Below are 24,678 nucleotides of genomic sequence, written 5' to 3'. Positions count from 1 at the left end.
TCGAGGAACACGGCTGCTCGGCCTGCCATTGGCTCGGCCGCCGCGACGATGCGCTTCGCGCATTGCACTGCTGGCTGCTGGCTGCCGCGGTCGGCGGCCCCGGAAATCGGTTCGACGGCTTTGCGGAGTCCTGGCACAGTGGCGCACCATGACGGACTTCGAGCTCTTGACGGCTGCGGACATACCGCTTATGCAGGGTCTGGCACAGCGCGTCACCGCCACTCGCCCGGACCTGATCAGCGCCGGCGCTTCGTTCGGGGAGCTGGCCTGGATCTGGGGCAAGGGGCGCGCCCCCTACGGGGCAACCTGGCCGCGTCGGCTGTGGTTCTCCGGTGGCGACTTGGTGGCGTGGGGCTGGGCCTTCCTCCCGCACCAGGTCAGGCGTAATGACGGGTCGGTCACGAACGTCACCGACGCCTTTCTGAGTTATCAGGTCCACCCCGACCACACCGAACTGGTCGACGAAGTGATCGAGTGGTACGACGGTGTGGCGGCCGACCTCGAACGCACGGCGTTGCCGACGGCCGCCGAGGAGTTCGCCCTGAAGCGATGGGTGGCGCACGGCTACGAGAGCGACGTGGAGGCGCTCGGCGACACCGGCGACTGGACCCAGCTCAACGAGCGGGATCTCACCGATGTGGAGCAGCCGGTGCTGCCGGACGGATTCCGGTTCCGCACCGCCGACGAGGCCGGACCGGAGGCCGCGGTCCGGGCCCATCTGAACGCCTGGACTCCCTCGGCGTATACGGCCCAGAGCTACGAGGACGTCCGGCAGACGGCGGCCTATCGCGGCGACCTGCACGTCCTGGTGGAGGCACCGGACGGAACCATGGCATCCTCGACGATCATGTGGCTCGACAAGGCGAACAAGACCGTCGAGTTCGAGCCGGTCGGAACGCATCCGGACTACCGGCGGCTCGGGCTGGCAAGGGCGATGGTGCTGCACGGGATGCATCTGGCGCGGGCGGCCGGGGCGACTCATGCGACGGTCGTCTGCCTCGGTGCGCCGGGGCATCCCAAGGCGCGCGGGCTGTACTACGGCCTCGGGTTCCGGGAGCTCTCGCGGGACGCGCCGCTCATCAAGACCAAGACCAAGACCAAGACCACGGGCTGAGGACTGGCCGTTCGGGCAGTCGCCGGTCACGCCACCTTGGCGCGGGGGCGACCTGACGTAGGTACTCGTCGGCGGCGTGTTTGTTCCGCCAGATGATGTGGCGCCGCATCATGCTGCCCTGGGCTTTGTGGCCGGGGCGGTCGGTGCCGTCGAGGGCGAAGTAGCGCAGGCCGGTGAGCTGGGCCTCGACGTGGTTGAGCCAGTCCGGTCGCCAGGCTGCGGCACCTCCTTCGTGGATGGCTTCGGTGCTGGATGCCTTGTGGCTGCTGAGCTGGAGGCGGGCTCGTGGAATGGGGAGGCCGCTTTTTTCGTGGCGTTGGTTCTCGCTGGGGCCGCCTGTGCTGCCCGGGGCGGCTGCGTCCACCGAATTTCGGGTTTCGCCAGGGCGCGGCCGATCCGCCGTGTCCGATGTTGCGGCGGCCGTGCTGAGGTAGTCCCACCGGAGCGTTTTGAAGTGCGGGTCGAAAAGCAGCTGGTAGGTGATCCGGTGGCTCGTGGCCAGACGGATGCCGTCGACCGTCCGCGTGGCGAACATGTTCTCCCACTGGCGGAAGTGACGGGTCCGCCATTCCAGTCCCGGCGGCGGGGTCGCGGGCGTGGCGGCGAGGGACCGCGCGGTCTCCAGCGCCCGCAGGGCGTCGGCCCGTGTGAGATCACCGAAGTGCCGGTCGTCGGCCAGGCGCGAGGTGAGCCACCGGGCGAACTCCTCGGCGCCCAGTTTGCGGCTGATGGCCGAGACAGCCGTCAGCGAGGACCAGGTGCCTCAGCTCGACTACTACCGGGCCAAGACCCTCCAGGAGGAACTGCTCCGGCAGGGGCCCACGCCGTACTCCGTCGTGCGCGCCACTCAGTTCTTCGAGTTCATGGACGCGGTCCTGTCCTGGACCTCCGACAGTAACGCCGTCCGTCTGCCTGCCACCCGTATTCGGCCGATGGCCGCCGCGGACGTGGTGGACGCCGTAGTCGAGGTCGCCACGAGCACGCCGCTCGAAGGCATCCGGAACACCGCGGGCCCGGACGTCTTCCCACTCGCCGAACTCGGCGGGGTCACTCTGGCGGCACAGCACGACGGCCGGACCGTCATCACCGACGACCAGGCCGGCATGTTCGCGGTCGTCACCGGCGACGTGCTCATCGCGGGACCGGACGCACACCCTGCGCCCACGCACTACCAGGACCAGGGCCTCTCGTTTGGATCTTGCTGGGCTCGCGTGCCCCGGCACCGCGCCTCGCGGTGTTGGTCGGCGGAGGGGGGAGCCGAAGCTCCGCGTGGGCTCCCTCCTCCGCCTCGCGATCCACGGCACCGGACCCCGCTCCCTGGCCCAGCCAGATCCAGACGAAAGACCCTAGGCGCAGAAGGCCCGGTAACCCCTCGCCGGACAGGGCTGCGGCGTGTGTACCGGCGCGCCCGGCGCTCCCAACGGTGCACGTACTCACCTTGCCGGCGCCGCGCCGTCCATTCGGGTGATGTGGCGTCAAAGTCATTGCTGGCGCGTCCACCCCGATGGGTTACTGATGGGGTCCAATCCGGTGGGCCGCCCTTCCTGTCCGGGAGCGGCGGCCTGCCTGCCTGCTGTCCAGCCTGCTTGCCCTGGCAGCCAGCGACGGCGTGACTGTGCTGCCGCGATGGACTTGGCCTATTACGCGGGGACAGACGACGGGGCCGACATCTCCCGGCTGGAAACGGTGACTCCTTTCTGACGGGAAGCGATGCCCGCCGCAGCTCCCCTCCCCAACAGCAGGAGTACGCCATGACAGCAACATGCCCCCCGAGCGACGCCCGCAAGGCCCTGGAGTTCCTGAGGACGAGCGGTCTTGTCGATCTCTCGCTTCCGCTGGAGAGCGTTGTCGACCGGATCAGCCAACTCGACGACGTGGCGGGATACGTACTCGCGTGGGAGCGCTATGTACTCGTCGTCGCCAACGAGATCGCGGATGCCGCGGACCCCGAGCCCGGAACCACCCGCTGATCCCGAATCCACGGTAGTCGTCGATCGCCGGGAGGCATCTGATGAACACAACGCAGCCCGGCAGCGGATCGGCCCAGAGGCGCGCGGTGGAGGACCGGGCCGTGGCCTGGCTCGCCGCGCGCCGCACACTGATCGATCCCGGCAACGCAGGCCCGGACGGTGTGCTGTTCGCACGCAAGGCCCTGATCGAAACGGCGTTCCTTGTGGGCCTGCGGGCGCGCCTTGACCCCGATCCGCTGGACGGTGACTACGCCACGCTCCTCGATCAGGTCCAGGACATCACCGCCCGCCCCTCCTACCGGGAACTCATCGCCCGGGACGAGGCCGCTTTCCTGCTCTACGCCGGCACCTACGCGGCACTGCGGCTGTGCGGACGCGACGACCCCGAGTTCCGTCGCATCGTCGAGCGGATCGCGGCGAGCGGCTACGCGACGGTCTTCGAGCGGATCCCGTACCGGCAGCTCGATCTCCTCCACACCCTGCACCTCTGCCAGATCGAGCACAGCCTGCCCGCCCTGGATGACGTGCTGCCGTTCACACTGCTCTGCAACAGCCCGAACATCATCAAACTCACCGACCGCGATATCTACGCCATCACCCACACCATCTTCTATGCCACGGATTTCGGGCTGCGCGTACCGCGCTGGCCGCACGGATTCGATCCGGGTGAAGCGGTCGAACTCCTTGAGGCACTGCTGTTGCTCACCCGGGGGCGGGAGAACGCCGACCTGGTGGGGGAACTGCTGTGCTGCCTGCTGTGTCTCGGCGTGAGGGAATCCAAGGAAGCCGAGCGAGCCTGGAACTTCATCGCGTCCGTGCAGGAACCCGATGGACGGGTGAACGGTCCGCAGGGGGTCGTCCACCCCAAACTCGCCGACGGCGACGACGCGTATCAGCACTGGGCCACCGGCTACCACACCACCATTGTCGCCGCCTTGGCCGCTCTCCTGGACCGCAGCCCCAGAACGGTGCGCGGGCGGCGTCCCGCCGAACCCCGGACCCGCCCCGAACTGGAACGGCCGATTCGCCACGCGGCGATGTGGCTCAGCAACACGGGCATGCGCCAGGAACCCGGTCGAGGGCTGCCCGCCGCGGCTGCTGCCGCCTACGGTGCCGCGGCCGTGGGCGAACCTGATATCGCCCGCCCGGTGCTCCTGCACTTCGCGGAACTGCTCGCGGACGCGGACCCTGATGTATGGCAGGCAGGCGGGATGGAGGTCGCGGGGGAGTTCGCGGCCGGTCTGAGTGCGCTGGGGATCACCTGTCCCTCACTGGACAAGTTTCTCGCGTTCACCGCGACGGTCGTCGGCCGCCTCGAATCCGTGCCTCCGCAGGCGGCGCGCAATGTTCAGCGCCTCGCCGAGCTCGGACTGATCCCGCCCCAGCGCGCCATTGCCCTGACCACCGGCGCGTCCGCGGAGCAGAAGGCACCCGAGGCCGCCGCCGTACTTCTGCCCGATGCCTGGCGGGAGTACCGACTGGGGCACGTCGCCGGCACCGTCCGCGAACTCGTCCGAGCAGGATGGGCCGGCCACCGCGTCACCAAGGACGCCATCACGTTCGTCCTCGCCCAGCAGAGCCCGGACGGCGCCTTCGGGCACCCCGCCTGTGACGACCCGGCAAGCCGCGAACGAGCGAGGCTGTCCTGGACACAGAGCATCGTCACGGCCCTCGCCGGCGCACACCTCGACCCCGGCACACCACACAGCGGCCAGGAAGCGACAACCCCCGCCGTCCTTTCCTGATGTCCGCACTGTCAGCGACCTGCAGGGAATCCTCGACCGGTCGGCCTCATCGAGTCGCGCGGCTGTCCTGCGCGTCGAAGCGCCCTCGGGCCGCCTCGATTTCGTCCAGGTACCGGCGGGTCCACTCGCACATGCCGTTGACCGTAGCGCCCACTTGTCGGCCACACCGGAGAAGATCTCGCGGGCCAGAGAGTTGGCGCGCGTTACGTCTCCGTCCTCGGACGAGTGTCTGACCTGCTGGGTAACCACGGGGTCCCTCTCCGGCTACTGCCTCGTGCCGGCGACCAATTCGCCGGCCAGCAAGGCGCGTACCGCCTCTTCGACCGTTTTGCCGTACCCCTGGACGAGTTACGCCAATGCCTGGCCGGGATGAACCTCGGCGCCGGGACAGCCGCCATCAACGTCAAGACGCAGCTTCCCTCCAGCGTGACGCTCGTTGGCGGCGCCTGGCTCGCAGGCCAGCCGCTCGTGGCCGGTGCCGTCGCCGCCGGGTTCGGGCTGCTCGCCATCGGCCACACCTTCCGCCAGGCGCGCAGCACGGCCCTGGCCACCGCGGGCCCGGCCGCGTATCTTCTGCACACCGGGAACGCCCTCAGCCAGCGCCGCCTGCTGTCCCGCACCCTGCACCAGATGACCGGTATCGCGGGCCCGGCGGCGCGCGGCTGACGCCCGGCGCCCGCAGGAGCGGCCGCGCGGCAGCCGCCGGGCCGGGCGTACCGCCCAGAGGGGTGGCCGTGCCTGTTCGCAATGTCCGCCCGGATCCTGCGGCGGACGTCGCCGCCTTGCCAGTGCTGTGACCGCATAGGTTCGCCGGGTCGGTGTCGCTTCGTACACCCCAGGAGCGATCCGTGCTTCCGGGTGGCGGTGCCACCCGGAAGAAAAAGGGATTGCCTCGGGGCCAGAGCTCGCGTTGGCTGGGCAGCATGGCTGAACTGCGTACCGATCGCCTCGTCCTGCGCCGATGGCGTGACTCCGACCGTGAACCGTGGGCGGCGATGAATGCCGATCCCGAAGTTCGAGAGCACTTGGGCGACCTGCTTACCCGCGAACAGAGCGATGCCTCCGTGGCGCGATTCGAGACCGAGTTCGACCAGCGAGGCTACGGGTGGTGGGCGGTTGAGGTGCAGGCCACGGGCGAGTTCATCGGCTTCGCGGGCTTGGACGAAGTGGACGACGACGTGCCGTTCACAGGAGTGGAGATCGGCTGGCGGCTCGCCCGCTCGGCCTGGGGCCAGGGCTACGCCACCGAGGCCGCGCTGACAGTCCTGGCCCACGGCTTCGACACTCTTGAGCTTCCTGAAATCCTCGCTGTCACCACAGCCACCAACCTTCGTTCGCAGGCGGTGATGCGCCGGATCGGCATGACCCGGGACCCGGCTGACGACTTCGAAGACCCCACCGAGCCCGAAGGGCCACTGCGTTCGAACGTGCTGTACCGCATCGCCCGCAGCACGAGGATCTGAAGTTCTCACGCTGGGGTCGTTCCATCAGGCCGCGGGTGCGAGGGGGCGTCCACCCCAGCGGAGGCCCTTCTCGCTGCGTACGCGGGCGCGTTCCCTGCTCTGAGCGGCGAGCACGTCGGGGTGGCGGTATGTCGTCGGCAGCCGGTCGGGCTTGCCCTGCTTTGCCGGGTACAGCGTTTCGCCCGCGACGGGCCAGGGGACGACCGCGGCGATGGTCGGCGCGTATGTGCTGACCGGCGAACTGGCTGCCGACCGAGAAAACCTTCTGGCCGGTATCGTTCGCTACGAGGGCGAATTGCGCGACATGGGCGCAGCACACCGCCTGCTACAGGGGTTCATTGCCCTCTCGATCCGGTCCGGAGGGGCTTCCCGGCCTTCAGGTGATCCTGCTCGGGCAAAGGGTCGCTCATGAGAACCGTTTCTTTCATACGCCGAGCGAGGTCAGTGCCCGGCGAGTGACGTCGGCCGGGGCCGCGGCGATGACGTCATTGAGCGCGGCCATGGAGCACTGAAGGTCGCTGATGGCCTGGGCGATGCGGGCACGCTCCCGGTGGAGGTCGGCGAGCAGGTCCGAGCAGGTGGGGACGAGACGGTCGCCGGTGTCCCGCAGGCACGGCAGGACCGTGGCGATTAGTGAGGTGTTCAGGCCGGCGGCCAGCAGGCTGCGGATGCGGCGGACGACGGCAACGTCCTCTTCGAGGTATTCCCGGTAACCACTGGGGCGCCGCTGCGGGTGGAGCAGACCCTGCTCCTCGTAGTAGCGCAGCAAGTGCACGGCCACGCCGGTCCGCCGGGACAACTCACCGATACGCACATGGACCTCCTGATGATCGCGCGGACACTGCTTGCTCGACTTGACTCTCATACCGATATGAGACTTTAGCGTCTGCGGCATGAACGTGAACAAGCGTTTCGCGACGCTCGCCGCATTGTGCGCAAGCGTTTTTGTCGTGGGTACCTCGGAATACCTGATCGCCGGGCTGCTACCCCAGGTCGGCGAGGATCTGGACGTCTCCGTGGGCACCGCCGGGCAAGCGGTGACCGCATACGCGCTCGGAGTCGTGGTCGGAGGGCCGCTCGTGGCCCTGCTGACCTCGCGACTGCCGCGCAAGGGGCTCGCCATCGGCCTGATGCTGCTGTTCGCGGCGGGCAGCGCGATCAGCGCCGCGGCACCGTCGTTCGGTCTGCTCCTGCTGGGCCGTGTGGTGTCCTCACTCAGCCACGCCGCCTTCCTGGCCCTGGCGCTGGTGACGGCGACCCGGGTGGTCCCGGTCGAGAAGACGGGCTCGGCCATCGCCACCGTGGCCTCCGGCTTCACCGTGGCCACGCTCCTCGGAGTGCCCCTGGGGGCACTGCTCGGGCAGGGTGCCGGATGGCGGGCTCCGTTCGCCGTGCTGACCGTTCTGTCCCTGGTGGGCACCATGCTCCTGGCCGCCGTACTGCCCCGGCAGGAGGCACCGTCCACGCGACTGCGTGACGAGGTACGCGTGGTGGCACGTCGGCAGGTCATGCTCGCCGTCGCCACCACCGCGGTGGGCTTCTCCGGGGTCGCCACGGTGTTCACCTACATCGCCCCGCTGCTGACCCGCGTCTCCGGTTTCTCCGCCGGGGCGGTCTCCGGTCTGCTGCTCGCCTACGGCGCGGGCAGTTTCCTCGGCAACCTCACCGCCGGCAGGCTGACCGACAAGTCGATGAGCGCAACCGTACGCGGGGTCTTCGGCGGGTTGGCGGGGACTCTCTTGCTTGTCCCGTTCGCCGTGGTGTGGCAGCCCACCGCCGTGGCCGCCGTCCTGGCACTCGGCCTGCTCGCCACCGCGACCATCGCCCCGCTGCAGGGACTGATCCTGCACCACGCCGGCACCGCCCCGACCCTGGCTGTCTCCGTCAACGTGGGCGCCTTCAACCTCGGCGCCGCAGCCGGCTCGGTCATCGGCGGCGCGATTGTCGCCGTCGGCGCTCTGCGCTGGACCGGCCTGGCGGGGGCGGTGCTGAGCCTGATCGGACTGGCCCTCACCTATCTCGTCCTGCCCCGGACACGGACGTCGGCCCAGGACGCCGGACCCGAAGGCCCGATCGCCGCCTGATCCCTGTCCACCCACCTCGCAAAGGAGGTCGCCATGCACGCGATCCAGATCGCCCGCCACGGCAGGCCCGAAGTCCTGTCCATCCGGGAGGTTCCCCAGCCCGGTTCCAGGAGCCGACGAGGTAGTGATCCGTACCGCCGCCAGCAGCCTCCGCACCGCCGCCAGCAGCCTGAACCCGGTGGACTGGAAGACCCGCGCAGGGGAGGCCGGGTCCGAACTCCCCGCCACCCCGGGGTGGGACCTGGCCGGAGTCGTCACCGTCACCGCCACCGGCTACCCCGGCTACCGCCCCCGGAGACCATGTGTGAACGGCGCGACGCACGTGTCCGAGATGTGGTGGCAGGCGATGGCGCCCGGCTTGCCGTACCGCACAGACGTCGCACCGGACAGTTCCCACGCCCTGCGGTCATCCGCCATGCGGTGTAGGGGGCGGCTGCTCGGTGGGCTCACCGGCCGGTGAGCTGGCCGACAATGACGATGGGGCCTGGCGGGCCCTGGGTGAGGGGTTCGAAGACTGCCACGATGTGCAGCATCCGCCCCCTGGGGATTTCCCTCAAATCCGCCCTCGGATACGTAGCGACCTTCCTGCCCGCAGACCTCCTGCGGGCTCCTGAGCCCGCAGCCGAGAGCACACCGTTCAAGGGGCCGGCAGGAAACGGGGATTGCCCTACTGAGCAACTCACCTCGAGCGGTAGTGATTCCTTCCCTTTCTCTTTCCCTGACGTTCCTGTTGGTCGTCACACAGGCACGCTGCCCTTCAGCAGATCGGGCACCTCTGCCCCCAGGAGCGCCAGCAGGCGGGCGAGCAGTCCGTCCAGGTAGAGGCCGACTTCGGTCACTTCGGGACGGCCGTAGGAGGCGAAGTGGGACGAGGGCTGGTCGACGGCGAAGTGTGTACGGCCCTCGGCGTCGGCGTACAGGACCGTGCGCAGCGGCGCGTGGAGTGTCACGGCCGGGTCGTGGTGGTACATGCGCTGGGCGATCACCTGGTTGCCCATGAGGTATTCGGAGCATTTCCAGCCGGAGGGCGATGTGGCCATCAGGCTGGTCACGTCGACCTTCGAGAAGATCATGAAGCCGTACGGGGCGTTGATCTCGGCCTGTTCGCGTACGGCGTCCCAGCTCCCCAGCACGCCGAACCGGGCGAGGTCGATGGCGGGTACGAGTTCCTCGTAGCGGCGTACGGCGTCGTCGTAGGGCTGGGGGAGGAGGACGTCGATGCGTCGGGCGGGGTATTCGGTGTACTGGTCGGACGGAGTGCTCATCGAAGTCACCTGCTTTCTTTCTTGCGTCAACCGCTCTCGGGCATCGGCCTGCCCGCGGCGGCTGTGTCGGCCTCGTCGGCCTTGACGCCGTGGACGTCGATGGTGATGGAGGGGAGGTTGAGGTTGGTCGTGCCGTCGGGGTTACGGCGGAAGGTGCGTCGGCGGGTGGGGAAGACCAGGCCGTCGAAGGAGTGGTGATGGCCGCTGTAGTGGCCGACCAGAGCGCTGCCCATGACCTCGTTGACGTAGTCCATGCGCCGTTGCAGGCCGTCGGCGTCGAAGTAGAAGGTCTGCTCCAGGCTGTGTGTGGCCAGGGTGCTGGGATACAGCACGCGGAGACGGCGCCAGGTCTGGCCGGCCTCGTGCCACGGTTCGATCTCCCACGTCCGCACATCAGGACGGAGCAGGAGAATCGGTGTGGTGAAGTAGTTCCACAGGGCGTAGCCGAGGAAGTAGCCGAGGTGCAGCGCGTCCCACGGTGTGGAGCGCAGCATGCCGGTGAAGGCGGCACGTGGGTCTGGGCGTTCTTCCACGATCCGGCCGGCCTCGTCGCGCAGCACTACGCGTTCCGGCTCCCCGGTGGCGGGCACCCCGTCGAGCGCGGTGCCACGTGTGTTGTCGAACTCCACACTGAGGCCGGGTGCGGTGAACGGTGTGATCACGGCGTACTGCCGCCGGGTGTCCACGGTGATGGTCAGGTCACGCAGGGCATCGGACCAGCCTTTGGCGGCCCAGATCGGACCGCCGACGGACACGTCCGCGGTGACGGTGGAGATCCTGGACCACAGGTCCAGGCCGCCGTTCGCGTCGATGACGCGGTTGAGCAGTGCGTTCATAACAGGGGCCTTCCTTTCCCGCTTTCTGCCAGCCGCCGGCCTGCTCGCGGGGCGACCAGTTCCGGGGCGACCAGTTCCGGGGTGGCCAGTTCCGGGGTGGCCTGACCGAATTGGGTGGCATTCACTGCGGTGTGATGTCACCGGTCTACAGGGTGGGCCCGCGGAAAGTGCGTGCATTCGTTGTTATGGGTTTCTCGCCGTGTTTTTTTGCGAGGCGACTTGACGAATGCGTTGCCCACCCTCACAACGGTCGGCCTGTGGTTGAGCCGGGTTGCCGAAGCCGGCGAATGCGGTGCTGGGCTGGTCGGTCGTGAAGGCGGTGTGGTCATCGGCGTCCTCGTGGAGCGTGATCCGCAGGGCGCATATCTCGTCCCAGGTGGCCCGCGCCTCGGACAGCTTGGCCATCCGCTCGGTGCCGAGCGGCGGCAAGCCGAAAATGGCCCCTTCACACATCGAACGTAACCCCGTAACTTTCAATACGCAACCCACGCCCAGCCATGCCCGGACGCCAAAAAGACAACACACCCAGGCGCGCACCGGGCAGGGTCAGGACTGTGGTCGTGGGGGCCGGTAACGCAGGCCGTCGAGGAGGAGATCCAGCATGCGGGACGTCTGTTCACTTCGAGCGCTTTTGCGGGGTGCCGCCGACTGTGGGAGCAGGGATCCGCCCCCGAGGAGAGGTTTTGTCATCGGCCATTCCGTTTTCCACCCGGGCGACGCACTGACCCTGCCGTTGCGGCCCGTGGATAAACTGATCCTGCTGATCGGCTACTCGTCCCTGACCCGGACACCGGTAGCCGTACCCGCAGCCGATCTCGTCTACCGCGAACCGGGCGTACGCGGGTTCTGGATTGTCAACTGGATCCGAAGCGCTCCGCGACGGGAGATCGAAGCCGTCTGCGCCGAGCTCGCCGAACTTGTCGAACAGGGCAGGCTCTGCACCCCAGCCGAAGCGTTCTTTGCGTTCACCGACTACCGCAAGGCTTTCGGCCGGCCCGTAGACCGCAACGTGCCGTTAAGATCCTTTTCGACTTCGCAGGACGGGCTGACGCCTTACGGAGCCGGTTCGCGCACGGCGTCCGCGATGAGAGCAGGCTCCGGAGAGCGCCAAGGGCGCAGCCAGGCGATCTCACCACGTACGACCTGCCGGTCGCAGTTCTCGCAGAAGTGCCGCGCGTCAAGGGCGTGTCCGCAGAGGGAGTGCAAGACTCTCATGGGCTCGGCCGGTTCCGCAGGGGAGGTGTGTGCCTCGCCCCAGACAGCCAGCGCGTTCAGTACGGGAAGCAGATCGGCGCCCGCCCTGGTAAGGCGGTATTCGTGGCGCCCGCGCCCGTGCTCGTCACGGTAGGGCGTCTTGGTCAGCAGGCCCGCCTCAACCAGACGGCCGAGCCGATTGGAAAGAATGTTGTCGGCAATACCCAGCTCCGAGCGGAACTCCTCGAACCGCGTCATACCCAGCGTGGCATTACGCATGATCAACAGAATCCACCTGTCCCCCACCGCTGAGGACGCCCTTCCGATCGGGCACGGAACGCCTGAGTGGGGTGACTGCTGCATACTCATGTCCACTTCCTCGCGTGGCGACTTACTCTGACTTTCACAGTACAAGTCAGCGCTATGATCCTACGCCTTGTGCGGGCTTTGCTGGCGATGCATCCGGGGGTCGAACAGGAGGCTGGGCGATGAAGGTCGTCAACATCGCGACATATGTCCCGGACCGGGGAAAGATCGCAGCCGCACGCCCGAGCCATCGCCATTATGTGGCGCGGCTGATGGAACGCGGAAAGCTAATCGCCGGCGGCCCCTTCGCGGACGGCAGCGGCGCGCTGTTCCTCTACGAGGTGGCCTCGCTCGCAGAGGCTCAGGCAATCGTAGCGGCCGACCCCTACACCGCGTTCGGAACGTTTGCGAACTGCGAGCTGAAGCTCTGGGAAATCGCGGGAGCGCGTCCCGATCTGTTTCCAGCGGGCCCAGTGGCCTGAGACGCGACAACAGGCGAAGGTCAGATGGACAAAGGAAGCCTCAAGCTCACCCACGTGGGGCAAGGTGCCCCGAGCTACTGCCGGATGGGTGTAGAGCCCGGGAAGGGGCACCGGGAGGCCCGTCGGTGGACAGCGACCGTGGCAGCCGAGGCGAGGGCGTGGATCAGCTCGGGGTTGGGGCGCCGGCGTCCAACTGCCGCTCGATCTCCGCGGCCGGGAACGGCGTCTGCTTGCTCTCGGTGAACAGACGGCGGAAGAAGGAGTCCACGACGATGGTAGGGCGTGCGTGCCGGTCGATGATGGCCGTGATCTCGGGCGGGATGTCGCCAGGTCGCCGGCCCGCGATCCAGTCGTGCAGGAAGACTTCGCGTTCCGTGTCACCGCGGACGCCGTCGAGCAAGTGGTATTGGAGCAGGTGGCTCGCGGTGTAGCAGTGGTCGTACGCGAGGTGGTCCGCGAGGAAGTTGGACTCGTCCGCCGTAAGGTCGAAGCGGGAGCTCAGGGCAAGTCCGAAGTCGGCGAAATAGAGCTGGCGGCCATCGGTCAGGATGTTGTCGAAGTGAGCATCGAAGTGGACAAGTCCGCGAGAACTCATGAAGGCGGCTCCGTCCATCAGAGCTTCCTCCACCCAGCGGAAGGGCGAGCCGTCCCTGCCGTCCGGCCCGGCGGTTTTGCGGTGGTCGGCCAGCCATCCGGCGAGTGTGTGTGGCACGTGCTCCAAGAAGACAACCAGGCTGCACGAGGACTTGCCGATGGCCTCCAGCCGGTCACGAACGGCGGGCGATCCCTCCCAGTGAGTGACGGCCCCCTCCAGGCCCCCGAACTCGTCGGTGAATCCTTCGGGAGGGGAGTCAGGCAGAACCCGCCAGTGGTACATCAAAGGGAATCCCGCATACTCGCCGCCGAGAACCCAGTTCGTGGTCATGGTGTGCACGGCAAGCTCCCGCCAGGCGCCGAACCCGGCCGAGCCCACACCGTATTGGTAGAACATCGGCAGTACGAAGACGTTCGCCGTCGACCGCATGTTCTCCGGGCGCAATTCGGTGTCCGTCAAAGGGATCCGTTTGACGAAGACGCGCGTTCCGTTGACGTCCAGCTCTGCCGACCTGCCGCCGATGCCCGTCCCGAGAGGGGTAGCGGCTGCCACGACCTCCCCGAGCTGGTGGTCGCTCAGCAAGGAGAGCTGAGTGCTCACGGTCCCGTAACCGGCCAGGCGCGCGGCGCGCTGCAAATCCTGGTCCAGCATCGACGGCTCCTCGGTGCCCGAACCCAGGGCTTCGGCAGTCACACGTACGGCACCGACCCTATGTTGAAAAGGTCAGCGAAGTTCGGCCGTGCCGGGATCCGCAGGTTGCCGGCGCGGGCGACGGCGTGGTTGAACATGTCCGGCGGGCTCAGCTTCGGGCCCGGGACCTCGGGGATCGCCAGACTTTTGTGGCGGCGACGTTGACAGGCGGCTCGGTAGCTCGCTGGGCTCAGAACCCAGAGGTCACGTGGTTCAAACCCCGCCCCCGCCACCACGGGTAGTTCACAGAAATGCCCAGGTTGGCTTCACGGAACTCCCAGCACGGATTCGGCCGTGCCGGGAGTTCCCCCGGCGGCGAAGGCGCCGGCGGCCGACGCCACCAGGACCGTGGCGAGCGCGACGACCGACGTGGCCGACACCGGGAGCAGGGCCGCGCCGACCACGGCGCCACCGAGCATCGCGGCGACCGAGCCGAGCCGGCGACGGGCTTTCGCCCCGGGGCCACCGCCGAGGGCGCTGTCGGCGGTCAGCCCGATAAGGGTCACCGTCAGCACAGAGGTGTTGAGGTCGGGTACACCGAAGTGGCGGACCGTGCTGTTCTGGAGCCCGGCCGTCAGAGCGAGCAGTGCGATGGAAACGTACGCGCCACGCCCGCCCGGCGTGGCCTGCCCGCCGACGGTGAGCAGAGCGACGAGGGCGAGCATGACCGTCTCGGTGGTGAGGGCCGCGACCAGCCAGCGGCGCGGCCGGTGGGACAGCTGTGCGGCGATACGGCCGCCGGTGAGCGATCCCAGGACGAACCCGCCGACGGCGGTGGCCGAGGCGGCTACCAGCAGGTGGGCACCCGGTTGCAGGCCGGCACCAAGAAAGATGATATTGCCGGTCATATAGGCGACGAATACGTGTCCGAGGTGGAGATAGCTGAAGGTATCAATGAGTCCGGTCACCGCGGTCAGCGCCAGCATCGCGGCGACCGTCGGGCGGTTGCTGAGAGGGGAGGGGATGGCCATGGTGGCTTTCGTTTCGATGGACCACGGGGCAGGGAGGGCGGCGGGCCCCAGGAACCGGCGGGGCGACCGACGTCCAGGGGCCCAACCGCGCACGGCGGGCCACTCGCTCGGGTGCCCCGTCGGGCGGTGCGCCTCGTCGAGTGGCGTTCCAAGCGTCCGCCTCGCTCCTCATCATGTCCAACGATCACAAGTGTTGGACCCCATCGATTTGATCGATGGCTCTCCGTAGACTCACGCCATGGAAATCCGTGAGCTGGAGTACTTCCTCGCCTGCTGCGAGACCGGGAGCTTCACCGCCGCCGCCCGGAAGGCGCACATCGTGCAGTCCGCGATGTCCAGCGCGATCGCCCGGCTGGAGCGGGACTTGGGCGTAGCGCTGTTCGACCGCTCGGTCACACCCGTCGCTGTGACCGAGCACGGGGACGCCCTCCGCACCGCCGCCCAGCGTGTGCTGAACGCCGTGCGGAGCGCGCGGGACGAGGTCCACGCCGTCTCGGGCCGGGTACGGGGGACGGTCGTGCTCGGCAGTACGTTCAGCACGGGGCCCCTCGACCTCGCCATGGTGCTCACCGGCCTACGGACGCGCCATCCGGAGGTCGTTGTCCAATTGCGCCAGTCGTCGGCCGGCTCCACAGGCAACCTGCGGGCGATCCTGGACGGTTCGCTGGATGTCGCGCTGACGGCCAGCGGCGAGCGGCCGCCCGACGGGATCGTGCTCAGACCCCTGATCGAGGAGCCGTTGGTGTTCGCCTGCCGTGCGGACCACCCAATGGCCGGGCGGGCCACGATCACACCGTCCGACCTGTCGGCCGCGTCGATCCTGCGTTTTCCGCCGGGCTGGGGAGTGCGGCACACCGTGGACCGGGTGCTCGGCCCGGCGCAGGTGGCGACCGAGGTCGCCGACTACGGGCTTATGGCCAAGCTCGTCGGCGCCGGTTTCGGCACGACCCTGATGCCCGCCTCGGCGGTGGGCACCGGCGACGGCCTGTGCGTGATTCCTCTCCAGGCGCCGGATCTGACGTGGCAGCTGTCCGCGGCCGTCAGCGCCCGTCGCCGCCCCGCGGCGGCCACTGAAGCTCTCCTCGACGCGCTCGGCGCCGCGGCGAACCATGCCGCCAACTCCCGTAAGTGAACGGCTGTCCCGCAATCCGTGGCCGACCGCGCTCGGCGTCGACTCTGCTGCGCAATTCCCGGGCCATTTTCCCCCGGCCGGAGCGTCCCTGCCCGTCTCCTACGCCTCGACCCGCAATTCCGGCAAAACGCATAAAAGCGGATCTGCTCGACGTCTTCCAGGAGACCCGGCGCGACATCGTCTGCACCCATTTCCCCGCCGACCAGCACCTCGGCCACAGCGCCACGGCACGGGAGGTAACGACGGTGGCCCTGCGGAAGACCCGCAATCTGCCTTACGCCGGCAGCTCGTTCTGGCCGGCCTCCGGAGTCGAGCCTGCGGAGTGCGCCCGCAGAGCCGGGCAGGCATCCAGGTCCTGTTCCGCTACTACGCCAAGTCCCTGGCGGAAGCGCGCAACGCCGGAAATGCCCCGGAACTGCTGGTCAGAACTGGGATATCGGTGGGAGATACGGGGAGTTGGGGAGCGTTTCGACTCCCCGCTCAAGCGTTCGTCGTGAAGGGCGCCTGACAGGCATCTGCCCTGGTCAGACGCCCTTCTTCGGCGTCTAGAAGAAGCCGAGCTTCTTCGGTGAGTACGACACCAGCAAGTTCTTCGTCTGCTGGTAGTGATCCAGCATCATCCGGTGGTTCTCGCGGCCGATGCCCGACTGTTTGTAGCCGCCGAACGCTGCGTGTGCCGGGTAGGTGTGGTAGCAGTTGGTCCAGACCCGGCCCGCCTGGATGGCGCGGCCGGCGCGGTAGGCGGTGTTCATGTCGCGGGTCCAGACGCCCGCGCCGAGTCCGTACAGTGTGTCGTTCGCGGTCTTGATCGCGTCGTCGAAGTCACTGAACGATGTGACCGCGAGTACGGGGCCGAAGATCTCCTCCTGGAAGATCCGCATACGGTTGTGGCCCTGGAAGATGGTGGGCTGGACGTAGTAGCCGCCGGACAGTTCGCCGTCGTACTCGATCCGCCGGCCACCCGTCAGGACCTTCGCGCCCTCCTGTCGGCCGATGTCCACATACGAAAGAATCTTCTCCAACTGGTCGTTGGAGGCCTGTGCGCCGATCATCGTCGCGGTGTCCAGGGGGTTCCCGGGCACGATCGCCTCGGTGCGGGCCACGCCCGCCTCCAGGAACTCGTTGTAGTGGCCGTCCTGGATCAGTGCCCGGGACGGACAGGTGCACACCTCGCCCTGGTTCAGCGCGAACATGGTGAAACCTTCGAGCGCCTTGTCACGGAAGTCGTCGTCGGCGGCCCACACGTCGTCGAAGAAGAGGTTCGGGCTCTTGCCGCCGAGTTCCAGGGTGACGGGCTTGATGTTCTCCGAGGCGTACTGCATGATCAGCCGCCCCGTCGTCGTCTCACCGGTGAAGGCGACCTTGGCCACACGCGGGCTCGACGCCAGCGGCTTGCCTGCCTCCACACCGAAACCGTTCACGATATTGACGACGCCCGGCGGCAGCAGATCGGCGATCAGGCTCATCCAGAGGTGGATGGAGGCCGGGGTCTGTTCCGCGGGCTTCAGCACGACGGCGTTCCCCGCGGCCAGTGCGGGCGCCAGCTTCCAGGTGGCCATCAGGATCGGGAAGTTCCACGGGATGATCTGGGCCACCACACCGAGCGGCTCGTGGAAGTGGTACGCGACGGTGTCGTCGTCCAGTTCGCTGAGCGAGCCCTCCTGGGCGCGCAGCGCGCCCGCGAAGTACCGGAAGTGGTCGATGGCGAGGGGGATGTCGGCGGCGAGGGTCTCACGGACGGGTTTGCCGTTCTCCCAGGTCTCGGCGACCGCCAGCTCCTCCAGGTGCTCCTCCATCCGGTGGGCGATCCGGTTGAGGATATTGGCGCGCTTCGCCGCGGGGGTGGCTGCCCAGCCGGGCGCCGCGCCGTGCGCCGCGTCGAGGGCGCGCTCGACGTCCTCGGCCGTGCCACGGGCGATCTCGGTGAAGGGGCGGCCGTTGACCGGGCTGGGGTTCTCGAAGTACTGCCCGCGGGCCGGCGGGACGTACTCACCGCCGATCCAGTGGTCGTAGCGTGACGCGTACGAGACGATCGCGCCGTCGCTGCCGGGTGCGGTGTAACGGGTCATTTCGGTGGCCTCCCGGTTTCCGCGCCGCCCGCCGTTGGACGCCGCACGTCGACGGTAGGAAGCACTACGTTGCAATCAGGTTGCTGTGGGTTCATGTGTGCGGGTGCGGGTGCGGGTGCGGGTGCCGGGGTGCTTGTGCGGGTGCGTGTGCGTTGGACGAGCCAGTAGTAGGTGAAACCGCCGACGGCGACGATGCCGACGAAGAGGAGCACACTCCAGCGCGCATACCAGGGGAAGGGCGACTCCGCGTTGGAGACCGCCGGGCGCGGCCGGACGAGATCGACCGACATGCCGATTCCCCAGAGCACGGCGAGGAGATTGACGGGCAGCCCGAACCGGCCGAGTGAGAAGCGGCCTTCCTCCGGCCGCCAGGTGCCGCGGAGCCGTTGCACCAGCATCGGGAGGGTGACCATCAGATAAGCCATAGAGATCATGGTGATCGCGATGCTGGTGATGACCGAGAAGATCCGCGGCTGATTGATGTTGATCACCAGGACGCCGACGGCGACCAGTCCGATGACGATCGTGGGGATCACCGGGGTTCCGAAGCGCGGGCTGACCCGCGCGAGCCACGAGGAGGCAGGCAGGCAGTTGTCGCGGGCCATCTTGAAGGCCAGCCGGATGCCGGCCGCGTGTACCGCCAGCGCGCACACGGTGATGGCGATGACCACGCACCACAGCACGATCTCGCCGATGGCCGGATCGAGGGCGGAGACCATCACGAACTGGAGTCCGTCCACGGACAGCCTTCTGGAACTGAGATCGGGTACCGCCAGCAGCGCGAAGAGGAGGATGAGCCCGCCGATCAGGAAGGAGGCGATGAGCGCCCGCAGGATCGCGCGCGGTGCGCCGCGGCTGGGGTCGCCGGATTCCCCTCCGGGCGATGACGTCGTGTCGGATCCGGATCCGTACATCACATAGGCGGAGGCGAGCAGGGCCGTGAGACAGGCGCCGGCATAGCCGAGCGACTCGCCGACGCCGTAACCGGCCGTGCCGGTGCTCACCCCGGGACCACGGGTGAGCAGGGCGGCCAGGAGCGCGATCAGAGTGACGGCGGCGATCAGTTCGACCAGCGTCCCGGCCGAGTTGATACGGGCCATCAGCGTGACTCCGAACGCGTTGACGAGAGTGGTGAAGACGATCAGCCCCGAGCCGAGCAGTACGGCGTTGGCCGCGGCGTCGGTCCTGCCCGTGCCGGTCCCCACGAACTGGAAGAACGGCGAGATCTGCGGCAGCGTCATCTGGTACGCGAGGGCGACCGCGGAGAGGGAGACCGTCGTGGCCGTCAGCATCATCCAGCCGCCCAGCCAGCCGAGGTGCGGACCGCCGAGTGTCGCCGACCAGCCGTGGACCGGACCGGCGACGGGATGGCGGGCGGCCAGCTCGCAGAAACACAGTGCGACCATGAGCTGGCCGAGGAAGACCAGGGGCCATGACCACCAGTGGCCGGACCCGGCGAATTCGACGCCGAAGTAGAAGAGCAGGAAGGTGCCGGTCAGGATCGAGATGTAGCTGATTCCCGCGGCGGTGGTGTGGAAGTTGCCCGAGATGCGCTTGAGTTCCGGCTCACAGCTCAAAGCCTTGAGCGGGTCGCCGTCGTGCCGGCTCCGGATCTCCTCGGCGGTACGGAGGCTATGGGCGGGTCCTGCGGGTCCTGCGGGTCCTGCGGGGACGGTGGCTGCGGCGGGCGCGGCGTGCGCCCCTGGCGCGGCGGGTGCCGGGGCCTCGGTGGGCGGCGTGGGCAGGGATGTCTCCGTCGGCGAGGAGACGTCCGGGGGCACAGCGGGCCCGGGATGCGTGGGGCGCGGGGTCGGGCGGACGGGCGGAGGGTGGGCGGAGGCTGTCTCCGGGGTCGCCGGACCGGGCTCGGGAGATGCGGGGCTCGCGGCTTCCGTGGGGACAGGGTTCGGCTCAGGGGCCGACGCACCGGACTCGGGCTCGGGCTCTGGCTCTGGCTCCATGAGGGCCGGCTCGGGGGCGGACCCGCCGGCCTTGGCGGACCCGTCAGCCTTGGCGGACCCGTCAGCCTTGGCGGCCTTGGTTCCCGGCGCCGGAGGACTGGTCTCCGTATCAGCAGTTCCGGACTCCGCGCCTGCCGTGCCTGCCAGACCTGACTCCGTTTCTGCCGGACCTTCCGGACCCGCCGGGTCTGACTCCGCGTCTGCCGCGCCTGCCGGACCTGCCGTCTGTGACTCTGTGCCTGCCGTGCCTGCCGTGCCTGCCGTGCCTGCCGTGCCTGCCGTGCCTGCCGTGCCTGCCAGGCCCGGCTCCGTGTCCGCCGGGCCGGACTCCGTCCGGTCCTGCCCGGGTTCCGTGCTCACTCGAACCACCCCAGCGGCCTCGGCGAGAGATTGCGCCACACGTGCTTGGCCTCCCGGTACTCCGACAGTCCCGCGGGCCCGAGTTCACGTCCGAAGCCGGACTGCTTCATCCCGCCCCATTCGGCCTGCGGTACATACGGCTGGAAGTCGTTGATCCACACGGTGCCCGCGCGCAGCCGGGCGGCCACCCGGTGCGCCCTGCCCACGTCCTGGGACCAGACCGCCCCGGCGAGCCCGTAGACGGTGTCGTTGGCGAGTGCCACGGCCTCCGCCTCGTCGCGGAAGGTCTCGACGGTGAGGACAGGACCGAACGACTCGTCACGCACCACGGTCATGTCGGGAGTGCACTCGTCCAGCACGGTCGGCAGATAGTAATAGCCCTCACTGAGAGCCGGATCGTCCGGACGCGCGCCGCCGCAGCGCAGCACCGCGCCCTCGGCCAGCCCCGCCGCGACATACGCCTCGACCTTGGCCCGGTGCGCCGCGGAGATCAGCGGCCCGGTACGGGCGCGCTCGTCGAAGGGGCCGCCGAGCGGGATCGCGCGTGCCCCGGCCACCACGTCCTCGACGAAGGCGTCGTGCAGTTCCTCCTGGACCAGGAGCCGTGCCCCGGCCGAACAGACCTGGCCCGAGTGGAGGAACACGGCGGTCAGCGCGTAGTCGACGGCGGCCTCGTAGTCGGCGTCGGCGAAGACGACATTGGGGTTCTTGCCGCCCAGTTCCAGGGCGATCTTCTTGACGGTCGGGGCCGCCGCGGCCATGATCCGACGGCCCGTGGCCAGACCGCCGGTGAACGACACCATGTCGACCCGCGGATCCTCGCCGAGCGGCGCGCCCACGGTCGGGCCGGCGCCCAGGACGAGGTTCGCGACGCCATCGGGCAGCCCGGCCTCGGTCAGCAGCCGCATCAGGAAGACGGCCGTGTGCGGGGTCAGTTCGCTGGGCTTGAGTACGAAGGTGTTGCCCGCGCCGAGGGCGGGGGCGACCTTCCAGGAGGTCTGGAGCAGCGGATAGTTCCATGGGGTGATCAGCGCGCAGACGCCCACCGGTTCGTGCACCACCCTGCTGTCCACCCCGGGGTTTCCCGTGTCGATGACCCGGTCGGTGCCGCCGGTGGCCGTCAGCGCGCCGAAGTAGCGGAAGCAGCGGGCGACGTCGTCGATGTCGTACTCGCTCTCCACCAGCCGTTTCCCGGTGTCCAGGGACTCGGCGCGGGCCAGGACCGCCTTGTCCCGTTCCAGCAGATCCGCGACGCGCAGCAGCAGCCCGCCCCGCTCGGCGGCCGGGGTGGCGGGCCAGGGGCCGCGGTCGAAGGCGTCACGAGCCGCGACGATCGCGGCGACGGCGTCTTCCGGCCCGGCCTCGTCCACGGTCGCGATCAGAGTGCCGTCCGCCGGGCAGCGGATCTCGCGCACCTGCCCGCCGACGGCAGTGGTCCACCTGCCACCGATGAACAGCTCCGGCATGACGGCTCCTCCATATGGACACCCTTCGTGGTGCCCCGTGAACCGAGAGTAAGGAGATCGAGCCCACTCCGCAGTGCGAGAGACAGCCACGGGGAAACCGACAGAAAACGCTTCCTATCCACTGAACTGGGGGAAGGGGCCCCGTCGGCCCTTCCTGAGTGAGAAGCCTTTACACGCCCGGAGCACCGGCGTAAGACAAACCAAGAGATTGTCATGGTCCGCACAAATCTGGAGACGGAGAAGACACCGTGCCCCCACCGCCCCGCTCCGCCCGAGACGTGCCCGCCCCGTTCCCCCTCACCCGGCGGCGCGCCGTGTCCGCGCTCGCCGCCGTCGGCGCCGGGGCCCTGGTCTCCGGATCCGTGGCCTCCGCTTCCGCGGCCGTGGCCTCCGCCTCCGCCTCCGCCACGCCGCCTTCCTTCCGCCGCAGAGCACGCCTCCTCGGCGCCGAGCGGGTCGACGAACGCACCGTGAACCTGCGGATCGAGTCACCCGCACTCGGCCGCACCGCCAACGCCACCGTCCTGCTGCCGCCCGGCTGGGATGCCTCGCCCACCCGTCGCTGGCCCGTGCTCTATCTGCTCCACGGCTGCTGTGGCGGGGCTGGCTCCACCGGGTGGGGCAACGCCGCCGCCATCACCGCCCGCACACCGGCCCTGATCGTGACACCGGAGGGCGGTCCGGCCGGCTTCTACGCCGACTGGTGGAACCAGGGGCGGTACGGGGCCCCCGCCTGGGAGACGTTCCACCTCGGCGAGGTCCGCCGGATCCTGGAGCAGCAACTGCGGGCCAACGACCGGCGGGCCGTGGCCGGGCTGTCCATGGGCGGACACGGCGCGCTGTACTACGCGGCACGGCACCCGACGCTCTTCCGCGCCGCCGCGTCCTTCAGCGGGCTCATCAACACGGCGCGGTACACGACCGGCATCCAGAACATCGTCAGGGGCCAGGGACTCGATCCGCTCGATCTGTGGGGCGATCCCACCGCCCAGGCCGCCCTGTGGCGGGAGCACAACGCGTACGAACTCCTCTCGCGCCTGCCCCGCGGCTTTCCCGTGTACATCAGCAGTGGCAACGGCGAGCCCGGCCCCCTCGATCCGCCGGGCCGCACCCCCGACGCCCTGGAGGCGGTGCTCGATGTGATGGCGGGGGACTGCGTCACCCGCGCCCAGGCCCTCGGCCTGAATGTCACCGCCGACCGTTACGGTCCCGGCACCCACACCTGGCCGTACTGGGAACGCTCCCTCACCCGGGCGCTGCCGATGCTCGCCGCCGCCATCGGGGCGGCCTGACCGGCACGAGGTGGACCGGTACGGAGCGGTCCGGCGGCGGGCGGGCCGGTGCCGAGCGGACCGGCGCCGAGCGGACCGGCGCCGACCGGACCGGTGCCGAGCGGTCCGGTGCCGAGCGTCCGACGGGCGCGCGGGCCGGCGGCGCACGGTCCGCGTCACTGCCGCTGCCACGTGTCCAGTTCGCGTACGCGCGCGAGCGCGGCGGGGCGCTGCCGCACGGGCAGTACGGACGCGAGCGCCCGCCAGACCGGCAGATCGTCCTCGCCCCAGGGGCTGTACGCCCAGTCGGCCAGCAGCCCCGGATCGCCCCGGGCGATCAGCGCCGCGCGGAGCTGGTCCGCCAGACGCCGCCGCAGCCGTACCACGGTGGGCGCCTGCGAGCCGGGCAGCAGCGGCCCGTCGTACGCGCTCATCGCGGCGGCCACCGCCCCCGAGGCCAGTCGCCGTGTCACGGTGTCGAAGTCCGCGTCGACGCGCGCGGCCAGCCGGTACGGGCGGGAGCGCAGCAGCCCGGGGCCCAGCAGTCCGCGCAGCCGGGAGAGTTCGGCGCGCAGGGTGACCGGGTTGACGGACTCGTCCTCGTACAGTTCCACCAGCAGCTCGTCACCCGTCGCGCCCTCCGGACGCCGTGCCAGCAGGGTCAGGATCTCGCTGTGTCTGCGGCTCAGCCTGACCTTGCGGCCGGCCACCGCCAGCAGCGCCTCGTCGCGCCCCAGCGCCGACAGCCGCAGGGAGTCGGCGCCGGGCGGTGGCGCGAGCAGCGCGAGCTGCGACTCGGCGGCCCGCGCGACCGCGCCGACGAACGCCAGACTGTGGGGATGGGCCAGTCGGTCCCCGCCGGTGATGTCCACCGCGCCGAGCAGGCGCCCGGTGTACGGATCGTGGACGGGCGCCGCCGCACAGGTCCAGAGGTGGACGGGCCGCTGGAAGTGCTCGGCGGCGAAGACCTGTACGGGCCGGTCCACGGCGATCGCCGTACCGGGCGCGTTCGTTCCGGTCACGGCCTCCGACCAGCGGGCCCCGGGAACGAAGTTCATCCGGTCGGCCCGCAGGCGGGTCGCCGGGTGCCCCTCGACCCACAGCAGCCTGCCGTGTGTGTCGCACACCGCCATGAGATGCTCGCCGTCCATGGCGTACGCACCCATCAGTTCACGGAACAGCGGCATCACCCGTGAGAGCGGATGCGCGTCGCGGTACGCGGTGAGCCCGTCGTCCGTCAGCTCGACGCTCGCCGTGCCCTCGGGGCTCACCCGGGCGCGGGCGGAGCGCCGCCAGGAGGCGGCCACCACGGACCGTACGGGCCGCTCGACCCGTCCCGCCGTCGCGAACGACTCGTGCGCCCGGCGCAGTACGCCCCGGCGCTCGGCCGGATCGGCCCCCGCTTCCAGGGCCACCCAGGTGTCGGTCAACACAGCCTCCCCGGTCGGACGCGCCGGACCCGACCATCGTCGCCCCGGCCGCACCGCCCGGCAAGCGTCCTGGCGGCCGACAGTTGGTCTGTTGGTCTGTTGGTCTGTTGGTCTGTTGGTCTGATGCGTCCCGCGGGCCGTGGCGAGGCCACCGGCGGCCGGGGCATGGTCAGCCAGGGCACGGGAGCCGGGAATCGGGAGCCGGGGGCCGCGAGACAGGAGCCGCGAGCCCTGGAGCGGTCAGGGGACCGACGGGCCGCGTGGCCGCCGGGGC

At 69.4% G+C, this 24,678-nt stretch carries 21 protein-coding genes and 4 pseudogenes; 11 read left to right on the top strand and 14 right to left on the bottom strand.

The features are described 5' to 3' along the window. Positions 1 to 148 precede the first annotated feature (148 nt). A complete protein-coding gene (locus tag ACFYYH_RS18295; protein WP_388551774.1) occupies positions 149 to 1,114 on the top strand; it encodes a GNAT family N-acetyltransferase in 966 nt (321 codons plus the stop codon). A 49-nt stretch (positions 1,115 to 1,163) separates the two neighbouring features. On the opposite strand, the pseudogene ACFYYH_RS18290 reads toward ACFYYH_RS18295, so the two are convergent. Next, positions 1,164 to 1,316 (bottom strand): annotated as a pseudogene (locus tag ACFYYH_RS18290) (IS630 family transposase); the annotation flags it as partial. Between the two features lie 541 nt (positions 1,317 to 1,857). On the opposite strand from ACFYYH_RS18290, the pseudogene ACFYYH_RS18285 reads away from it, so the two are divergent. The 3 genes and pseudogenes from ACFYYH_RS18285 to ACFYYH_RS18275 form a co-directional block, all read left to right on the top strand. Then, positions 1,858 to 2,292: pseudogene (locus tag ACFYYH_RS18285) on the top strand (LysR family transcriptional regulator); the annotation flags it as partial. Positions 2,293 to 2,865: 573 nt separating this feature from the next. Next, positions 2,866 to 3,084 (top strand): hypothetical protein, encoded by a 219-nt coding sequence (locus tag ACFYYH_RS18280; RefSeq protein WP_388551772.1) that lies wholly within the window; start codon positions 2,866 to 2,868, stop codon positions 3,082 to 3,084. A 41-nt stretch (positions 3,085 to 3,125) separates the two neighbouring features. After that, entirely contained in the window at positions 3,126 to 4,829 is a 1,704-nt protein-coding gene (locus ACFYYH_RS18275; protein ID WP_388551770.1) for a DUF6895 family protein, read from the top strand. A gap of 144 nt (positions 4,830 to 4,973) precedes the next feature. Here the strand turns inward: ACFYYH_RS18275 and ACFYYH_RS18270 are convergent. Continuing rightward, positions 4,974 to 5,078: pseudogene (locus tag ACFYYH_RS18270) on the bottom strand (transcriptional regulator); the annotation flags it as partial. A gap of 120 nt (positions 5,079 to 5,198) precedes the next feature. Between ACFYYH_RS18270 and ACFYYH_RS18265 the strand changes: the two are divergent. Continuing rightward, a complete protein-coding gene (locus ACFYYH_RS18265) occupies positions 5,199 to 5,495 on the top strand; it encodes a hypothetical protein (RefSeq protein ID WP_388551769.1) in 297 nt (98 codons plus the stop codon). A gap of 257 nt (positions 5,496 to 5,752) precedes the next feature. Next, a complete protein-coding gene (locus ACFYYH_RS18260) occupies positions 5,753 to 6,292 on the top strand; it encodes a GNAT family N-acetyltransferase (protein ID WP_388551767.1) in 540 nt (179 codons plus the stop codon). Between the two features lie 24 nt (positions 6,293 to 6,316). On the opposite strand, the pseudogene ACFYYH_RS18255 reads toward ACFYYH_RS18260, so the two are convergent. Together ACFYYH_RS18255 and ACFYYH_RS18250 are read right to left on the bottom strand one after the other, a co-directional pair. Beyond that, a pseudogene (locus tag ACFYYH_RS18255) lies at positions 6,317 to 6,418 on the bottom strand (IS630 family transposase); the annotation flags it as partial. A 298-nt stretch (positions 6,419 to 6,716) separates the two neighbouring features. Then, complete coding sequence (locus ACFYYH_RS18250) at positions 6,717 to 7,106, bottom strand: MerR family transcriptional regulator (RefSeq protein WP_388552209.1); 390 nt, start codon at positions 7,104 to 7,106, stop codon at positions 6,717 to 6,719. Between the two features lie 79 nt (positions 7,107 to 7,185). Here ACFYYH_RS18250 and ACFYYH_RS18245 point away from each other — a divergent pair, with 79 nt between their 5' ends. Then, positions 7,186 to 8,376 (top strand): MFS transporter, encoded by a 1,191-nt coding sequence (locus ACFYYH_RS18245; protein ID WP_388551765.1) that lies wholly within the window; start codon positions 7,186 to 7,188, stop codon positions 8,374 to 8,376. A 124-nt stretch (positions 8,377 to 8,500) separates the two neighbouring features. Next, positions 8,501 to 8,836: an alcohol dehydrogenase catalytic domain-containing protein gene (locus ACFYYH_RS18240; protein ID WP_388551764.1), complete on the top strand. Its 336-nt coding sequence runs from the start codon at positions 8,501 to 8,503 to the stop codon at positions 8,834 to 8,836. A 277-nt stretch (positions 8,837 to 9,113) separates the two neighbouring features. Here the strand turns inward: ACFYYH_RS18240 and ACFYYH_RS18235 are convergent, their stop codons facing one another. From ACFYYH_RS18235 to ACFYYH_RS18220, 4 genes are all read right to left on the bottom strand, one after another. Continuing rightward, the gene (locus tag ACFYYH_RS18235) at positions 9,114 to 9,641 is read right to left on the bottom strand and encodes a DUF302 domain-containing protein (protein WP_388551762.1); all 528 of its coding nucleotides are present in this window, start codon (positions 9,639 to 9,641) and stop codon (positions 9,114 to 9,116) included. 26 nt (positions 9,642 to 9,667) lie between these two features. After that, a complete protein-coding gene (locus tag ACFYYH_RS18230; RefSeq protein ID WP_388551761.1) occupies positions 9,668 to 10,477 on the bottom strand; it encodes a hypothetical protein in 810 nt (269 codons plus the stop codon). Positions 10,478 to 10,660: 183 nt separating this feature from the next. Further along, a complete protein-coding gene (locus tag ACFYYH_RS18225; protein ID WP_388551759.1) occupies positions 10,661 to 11,014 on the bottom strand; it encodes a hypothetical protein in 354 nt (117 codons plus the stop codon). Between the two features lie 516 nt (positions 11,015 to 11,530). Further along, positions 11,531 to 12,034, bottom strand: a complete 504-nt coding sequence (locus tag ACFYYH_RS18220; protein ID WP_388552206.1) for a winged helix-turn-helix transcriptional regulator — start codon at positions 12,032 to 12,034, stop codon at positions 11,531 to 11,533. 125 nt (positions 12,035 to 12,159) lie between these two features. Between ACFYYH_RS18220 and ACFYYH_RS18215 the strand changes: the two genes are divergently transcribed. Continuing rightward, positions 12,160 to 12,459, top strand: a complete 300-nt coding sequence (locus ACFYYH_RS18215; RefSeq protein WP_388551757.1) for a YciI family protein — start codon at positions 12,160 to 12,162, stop codon at positions 12,457 to 12,459. Positions 12,460 to 12,622: 163 nt separating this feature from the next. Here the strand turns inward: ACFYYH_RS18215 and ACFYYH_RS18210 are convergent, their stop codons facing one another. Together ACFYYH_RS18210 and ACFYYH_RS18205 are read right to left on the bottom strand one after the other, a co-directional pair. Next, a complete protein-coding gene (locus tag ACFYYH_RS18210) occupies positions 12,623 to 13,705 on the bottom strand; it encodes a protein kinase family protein (protein ID WP_388552203.1) in 1,083 nt (360 codons plus the stop codon). Between the two features lie 305 nt (positions 13,706 to 14,010). Continuing rightward, positions 14,011 to 14,715 (bottom strand): YoaK family protein, encoded by a 705-nt coding sequence (locus ACFYYH_RS18205; RefSeq protein ID WP_388551755.1) that lies wholly within the window; start codon positions 14,713 to 14,715, stop codon positions 14,011 to 14,013. Positions 14,716 to 14,953: 238 nt separating this feature from the next. Here ACFYYH_RS18205 and ACFYYH_RS18200 point away from each other — a divergent pair, with 238 nt between their 5' ends. Then, the gene (locus tag ACFYYH_RS18200) at positions 14,954 to 15,847 is read left to right on the top strand and encodes a LysR family transcriptional regulator (protein WP_388551753.1); all 894 of its coding nucleotides are present in this window, start codon (positions 14,954 to 14,956) and stop codon (positions 15,845 to 15,847) included. A gap of 545 nt (positions 15,848 to 16,392) precedes the next feature. On the opposite strand, the gene ACFYYH_RS18195 is transcribed toward ACFYYH_RS18200, so the two are convergent. The 3 genes from ACFYYH_RS18195 to ACFYYH_RS18185 form a co-directional block, all read right to left on the bottom strand. Further along, entirely contained in the window at positions 16,393 to 17,916 is a 1,524-nt protein-coding gene (locus ACFYYH_RS18195) for an aldehyde dehydrogenase family protein (RefSeq protein ID WP_388551751.1), read from the bottom strand. Next, positions 17,913 to 19,529, bottom strand: coding sequence for an APC family permease (locus tag ACFYYH_RS18190; protein WP_388552201.1), 1,617 nt, complete (start codon positions 19,527 to 19,529; stop codon positions 17,913 to 17,915). Before ACFYYH_RS18190 ends, ACFYYH_RS18195 begins: the two co-directional genes overlap by 4 nt. Before the next feature lie 704 nt (positions 19,530 to 20,233). Continuing rightward, positions 20,234 to 21,703: an aldehyde dehydrogenase family protein gene (locus ACFYYH_RS18185; RefSeq protein WP_388551749.1), complete on the bottom strand. Its 1,470-nt coding sequence runs from the start codon at positions 21,701 to 21,703 to the stop codon at positions 20,234 to 20,236. Between the two features lie 248 nt (positions 21,704 to 21,951). Here ACFYYH_RS18185 and ACFYYH_RS18180 point away from each other — a divergent pair, with 248 nt between their 5' ends. After that, positions 21,952 to 22,995: an alpha/beta hydrolase gene (locus ACFYYH_RS18180; RefSeq protein ID WP_388551747.1), complete on the top strand. Its 1,044-nt coding sequence runs from the start codon at positions 21,952 to 21,954 to the stop codon at positions 22,993 to 22,995. A gap of 155 nt (positions 22,996 to 23,150) precedes the next feature. On the opposite strand, the gene ACFYYH_RS18175 is transcribed toward ACFYYH_RS18180, so the two are convergent. Beyond that, positions 23,151 to 24,404: a GAF domain-containing protein gene (locus ACFYYH_RS18175; RefSeq protein WP_388551745.1), complete on the bottom strand. Its 1,254-nt coding sequence runs from the start codon at positions 24,402 to 24,404 to the stop codon at positions 23,151 to 23,153. Positions 24,405 to 24,678: the final 274 nt, after the last annotated feature.

It is taken from the genome of Streptomyces sp. NPDC002018 (assembly GCF_042890865.1).
Lineage (GTDB): Bacteria > Actinomycetota > Actinomycetes > Streptomycetales > Streptomycetaceae > Streptomyces.
The sequence above is the reverse complement of the archived record's forward strand: the minus strand, read 5'-3'. Positions and strand labels throughout refer to the sequence as shown.